Annotated in this window: 5 protein-coding genes; 3 read left to right on the top strand and 2 right to left on the bottom strand. The window is 69.9% G+C overall.

Annotated features, from left to right (window positions below; translation table 11 throughout):
- Positions 1 to 1,016, bottom strand: a 1,016-nt coding sequence (locus tag B2869_RS06860) for an agmatine deiminase family protein (RefSeq protein WP_292764231.1), incomplete at its 3' end; no start/stop codon positions are given.
- 68 nt (positions 1,017 to 1,084) lie between these two features.
- Here B2869_RS06860 and B2869_RS06865 point away from each other — a divergent pair.
- The gene (locus B2869_RS06865; protein ID WP_292764234.1) at positions 1,085 to 1,771 is read left to right on the top strand and encodes a TetR/AcrR family transcriptional regulator; all 687 of its coding nucleotides are present in this window, start codon (positions 1,085 to 1,087) and stop codon (positions 1,769 to 1,771) included.
- Between the two features lie 10 nt (positions 1,772 to 1,781).
- On the top strand, positions 1,782 to 3,155 hold the full coding sequence (locus B2869_RS06870) for a pyridoxal phosphate-dependent decarboxylase family protein (protein WP_292764237.1): 1,374 nt from the start codon (positions 1,782 to 1,784) through the stop codon (positions 3,153 to 3,155).
- 70 nt (positions 3,156 to 3,225) lie between these two features.
- Here the strand turns inward: B2869_RS06870 and B2869_RS06875 are convergent, their stop codons facing one another.
- Positions 3,226 to 3,750 carry a TetR/AcrR family transcriptional regulator gene (locus B2869_RS06875; RefSeq protein WP_292764240.1) on the bottom strand — a complete coding sequence of 175 codons (525 nt, stop codon included), beginning with the start codon at positions 3,748 to 3,750 and terminating at the stop codon, positions 3,226 to 3,228.
- An 82-nt stretch (positions 3,751 to 3,832) separates the two neighbouring features.
- Between B2869_RS06875 and B2869_RS06880 the strand changes: the two genes are divergently transcribed.
- The coding region (locus tag B2869_RS06880) for an MBL fold metallo-hydrolase (RefSeq protein ID WP_292764243.1) at positions 3,833 to 4,450 on the top strand (618 nt) is incomplete at its 3' end.

Raw genomic sequence — 4,450 nt, forward strand, 5'->3', positions numbered from 1 at the left:
TGCTGCTGGGTGATGCAGTGGATCCCTCCGCCGCGGTCGAACAGCGGGCGCGCATCCACCGTGACGACCCGGCGTCCGGGGTAGGCGTCGGCGAGGATCTCGCGCGCCGCGGCATCGGCCTTCTCGTCGCCGAAGCCGCAGGCCACCACGCCGCCGTTCGTGACGAGGTGGTTCACGTAGCTCCAGTCGACAGGGCCCTCATCGTCCGCGAGCGTCGACGGCGCGGGCAGCCCGATCACCTCGAAGCGGCGGCCGGCGGCATCCGTCTGCTCCGCGAGCAGGTCGCGCAGCTCGCGCGTGACCGCGTGGTCGGGGTGGTCGGGGTTCTGCTGATCGTGCAGCAGCAGCCGCCCGGGTGAGACGATGGTGGCGACGATGTCGACGTGGCCGTTGGTACCGAAGTCGTCGTAGTCGCGAGTGAGCCCACGGGGCAGCCAGATCGCCGTGGTCGTGCCGATCGTGCGGGCCATCTCGGCCTCGATCCGCTGCTTGTCGGCGTAGGGGTTGCGCCGAGGGTCGAGCTGCACGGTCTCGGTGAGGAGCACGGTGCCCTCGCCGTCGACGTGGATGCCGCCGCCCTCGTTCACGAGTGTGGAGCTCACGAGCTCCGCCCCGACGGCGCCGGCGACGATGCGCGCGTGCTGCGCGGCCTTGCGCCACTCGGCCCATTCCGGCGCACCCCAGCCGTTGAAGATCCAGTCGACCGCACCGAGCACTCCCGGCCGGTCGTCGTCGACCACGAACGTCGGCCCGGAATCGCGCATCCAGAACTCGTCGACCGGCGCTTCGACGATCTCGATGCTGCTGCTGAGCATGCGCCGGGCCCTGCCGACCTCGCTCGGGTCGACCAGCATCGACACGGGCTCGAATTCTGCGACCGCATGGGCGACGGCGGTCCAGGTGGCGTAGCCCTCTTCGCGCGCCGTGTCGGTGTCGCCGAGGGTCTCGCCCTCTGCAGGGAACGCCATCCAGGTGCGCTCGTGACGTGCGGTCTCGGTGGGCATGCGCCAGCTCATCGTGATCTCCTCGCTGCTGCCGGTTCTTCTATTGAACATGCGATCAACAGGTGTTACGGTAACCCCTGATGAAGACCACGTCAACAGGTGCGGGCGCTCGCCGGATGTCGCCGGAGGAGCGCGATCACTCGATCCTCGACGGCGCGATCGGCCTTGCGCGCGAGAGTGGTCTCGAGAGCCTCACCGTGCGGGCGGTCGCCGCTCGCGTCGGGGTGACTCCGGCGCTCGTGGCGCACTACCGGCCGGGGATGGACGCGTTCGTCGCCGATGTGTTCGGGCTGATCGTGGCGGCTGAGCGCGACGAGGTGATCGCCGCGTTCGATGGCGCCGACGGCCCCGCCGCGCTACGGGCCGGTCTGCTGCGCCTGATCGAGACACTCCTCGACGCCGACCGCGACGACGTCACCCTGATCTGGGTGCAGGCGTGGGCGCTCGGTGCTCGCAACGAGGCGCTCGCCGCCCGCGTGCGGCAGGAGATGGACGCGTGGCAGAGCGCGCTGGAGCAGATCTTCGCCCGGGCCGCGGCGACCGATGCGATCGCGGCCGGCCGCGCCGACATGGCCGCGTGGCTGCTGCTCGCGATGGTCGACGGAATGAACGCGCACTCCCTCGTGAAGTGGGCGCCCCGCGACCGCGCCGACCTGGCCAGGCGTGCACTGTCGGCCGTGCTCGACACCGCACCGCTCGACACCGCACCGCCCGACACCCGATCTGCCGACTCCCGATCTGCCGACTCCCGATCTGATGACAAGTAAAGGAACGCCCATGGATGCTGTGCGCATGCACGCGGCCTCGCCCGAATCGACGGCGATCGTCGACGCCGTGCTCGACTACTCGCGTCGTCGCATGCTCGCTGCCGACGTGCCGCTCGACAAGCCTCAGTCCGAGGCCGAGCTGAACCGCCTCGTCGGGCCCACGATCACCGATGCGGGACTCGGGGCCGCGCGGGCCCTCAGCGTGTTCGAGCACGTCCTCGCCCCGGCGTGCCTGACCACGAGCCACCCGCTGTATCTGTCGTTCATCCCGACAGCGCCGACCATGGCGGCGATCGCGTTCGACCTCGTCGTGTCGGCATCCGGGCTCTACGGCGGCAGCTGGCTCGAGGGCGCGGGGGCCGTGCACGCCGAGAACGAGGTGCTGTCGTGGCTCGCGAGCGAGTTCGGGCTGCCCGAGACCGCGGGCGGAGTGTTCGTGCAGGGCGGCACGATCGGCAACCTCTCGGCACTGGTCGCCGCGCGCGAGGCGGCGAAGGCGCGGCTGATCGCGGCCGGCAAGGAGCTGCCGACCCGATGGAAGATCCTGTGCAGCGTCGAGGCGCACTCCTCGAACAAGTCGGCCGCGAAGGTGATGGATGCCGACGTGCTGCTGGTTCCTGCGGGCGACGACGGCGTGCTGCGTGCGGAGGGCGTGCGCGAAGCCCTCCTCGCGCACGGTGACGAGATCTGTGCGGTCGTCGCGACCGGCGGCTCGACCAACTTCGGCATCGTCGACGACATCGAGGGGATCGCGGCGCTCAAGGACGAGTTCGATTTCTGGCTGCATATCGACGGTGCCTACGGTCTCACCGCGATGCTGGCGCCGGAAGCGCGGCACATCTTCGCCGGCGTCGAGCACGCCGACTCGGTCATCGTCGATCCGCACAAATGGCTGTTCGCACCGTTCGACTGCTGCGCGCTGATCTACCGCGACCCCGACAGCGGGCGCCGGGCGCACACGCAGCACGCCGAATACCTCGACATCCTCACCGACGTCGACGAGTTCAGCCCCTCGGACTACTCCATCCAGCTGACGCGTCGCCCGCGCGGCCTGCCCATGTGGTTCTCGGTCGCGACCTATGGGGTCACGGCCTATCGTGAGGCGGTGAGTGCCGGACTCGCGCTGACGCGACGGATCGCCGCGGAGATCGCCCGACGTCCGGAGCTGCGTCTGGTGCGAGACCCGCAGCTGTCGATCGTGGTGTTCGAGCGCGACGGTTGGGGGCGTGCCGACTACGACCGATGGTCGGCGGCCCTGCTCGACTCGCAGCGGGCGTTCGTGGTCCCCAGCTCCCATGCCGGGCGTCCGAACACACGCTTCGCCATCCTGAATCCCCTCACCACGTTCGAAGACCTCGTCGGCATCCTCGACACGATGAAGTAGCCCGGCGGCCCGCGGTGCGCGAGTCCGGATGCGGATGCCGGTGCGCGACGGTGATCGAACCCGTGACGATTCAGCCGCCCATCCCGGCGATGAGTCGACGCAGGCCGTACTCGAAAGCGCGGTCGACGTCACCGCCGAGTCGGAACGCTCCGGACAGCTCCATCTGCAGGAAGCCGGTCGCCCAGGCGGTGAACAGACGGGCGGCGTCGAGCGCGTCGTCGTCACCGACCAGGGAGGCGGCGGCGCGCATGAGGGGTGCCGCCGAACGTTCCAGCGCGTCATGCGGAGCCGCGATCGTGAACATGATCCGGAAGCCCTCCGGATGTGCGTGCGCGAAGTCGCGGTAGGCATGAGCGAGCGCACCGATGTCGTCACCCGCGGCTTCGAGCCGCGCGGTGAGCGCATCGATCGACGCGGTGGCGACGGCGGCGTGCAGAGCATCCCGGTCCCGCACCCGCTTGTAGAGCGAGGGGGCGCGGACGCCCACCCTGTTCGCGACCGCCTGCATCGTGAGGCCCGAAGGTCCCGCGACCTCGAGGATCTCCCGTCCGGCCGCGACGATCTCGTCGGTGGACGTGCGTTCCGGTGTCGGCATCGGATCCTCCCTGGATGGCTATTGACAATAGCCATGATAGCTACGTAACGTAGCCATCGCAATCATCCCGAGAGGATCCGCCATGAAGCTCGCACCGCACCTGCACCGCCTCGGCAACGACATCGTCGCCTCGTACCTGATCGACCTGCCCGAGGGCATCACCCTGATCGACGCGGGGCTGCCAGGGCACTGGCACGATCTGCAGCGTGAACTCGCCGCGCTCGGTCGCCCGCTGTCCGACATCCGCGGACTCGTCCTCACCCACGGCGACGGCGATCACATCGGCTTCGCCGAGCGGCTGCGCACAGAGGCGGGAGTGCCGGTGTTCATCCATGCGGCCGACAGCCATCGTGTGCGCACCGGGGAGAAGCCGAAGACCGCGATGGGGCCGGCGAAGATCGGGCCCACGCTCGGCTTCTTCGCCTACGGCCTGCGCAAGAACGCCCTGCGCACACATCACGTGTCGGTCGTCACGGACGTCGGCGACGGCGACGTGCTGGATCTGCCCGGTGCTCCGGTCGTCATCGGGATGCCCGGCCACTCGCCGGGGAGCATCGCGGTGCACGTGCCGGCCGTCGACGCGGTGTTCGTCGGCGACGCGCTGACCACTCGGCACGTGCTCACGGGACGGACCGGGCCGCAGCCCGCGCCCTTCACGGACGAGCCCGACGAGGCGCTCGCCTCGCTCGACCGCCTGGCC

This window comes from Microbacterium sp. UBA3486 (genome assembly GCF_002377845.1).
GTDB lineage: Bacteria > Actinomycetota > Actinomycetes > Actinomycetales > Microbacteriaceae > Microbacterium > Microbacterium maritypicum_A.